We start from the raw sequence: 331 nt of genomic DNA, 5'->3' as shown, positions 1-331 counted from the left end.
ACGGGTGATCTGGTGCGGTGGCGCACGGACGGGATGCTGGACTACCTGGGTCGTGCCGACGACCAGGTCAAGATCCGCGGTCATCGCATCGAACTCGGTGAGATCGACACCGTTCTCCGCGCGCATCCCGACGTCGCCGACGCCGTCGTCGTCGCTCGCCACGACGAGACGGAGTCCACGGCCCTGGTCGCCTACGTCGTCCTCGCCGGAGACGAGGTCGACCACGCGGTGCTGACCGGGCACCTCCGCGAGAAGCTGCCCGCGCACTTCGTGCCGGCCGCGTACGTCACGCTGCCCGAACTGCCCCTGCTGCCCAACGGCAAGATCGACC

At 69.2% G+C, this 331-nt stretch carries 1 protein-coding gene; it reads left to right on the top strand.

All coding sequences use genetic code 11. The features are described from left to right. Positions 1 to 12: 12 nt before the first annotated feature. Positions 13 to 331: AMP-binding enzyme (locus IMZ35_RS30295; RefSeq protein WP_438816922.1), on the top strand; the 319-nt coding region annotated here is incomplete at its 3' end.

Source organism: Umezawaea beigongshangensis, from assembly GCF_016464305.1.
Taxonomy (GTDB): domain Bacteria; phylum Actinomycetota; class Actinomycetes; order Mycobacteriales; family Pseudonocardiaceae; genus Umezawaea_A; species Umezawaea_A beigongshangensis.
Note: the sequence above shows the minus strand (reverse complement) of the source record. Positions and strands in the feature narration are given on the sequence as shown.